Source organism: Bacillus sp. HY001, from assembly GCF_007558965.1.
GTDB classification, from domain to species: domain Bacteria; phylum Bacillota; class Bacilli; order Bacillales; family Bacillaceae_G; genus Bacillus_A; species Bacillus_A mobilis.
On the sequence record NZ_VLTE01000309.1, the window covers coordinates 1 to 236 of the forward strand.

Here is a 236-nt window from a genome sequence, read left to right on the forward strand (position 1 = left end):
GCTTTGATTCATTTCAATCCGGATTCTTTTTTAGCGAAGGATGAATCTAGCATCTTATATTGGTGTAGAAAGAACTTTAAAGGATTTCATAGTATCTCTGACGATGGATTTTTACAAGATTTCAAGCAGATATACGAATGTTATCAAGCATTGCAGAACGTTGGGAAACAAGAGAAAAATATAAAAATAAATATGTAATAGCAAGGAGAAGGGAAACGTATGTATAATATACTTAA

General features: G+C 30.9%; 1 pseudogene. It reads left to right on the forward strand.

The window, feature by feature from the left end:
• Nucleotides 1-198 (forward strand): annotated as a pseudogene (locus FOT98_RS32790) (hypothetical protein); the annotation flags it as partial.
• Nucleotides 199-236 lie beyond the last annotated feature (38 nt).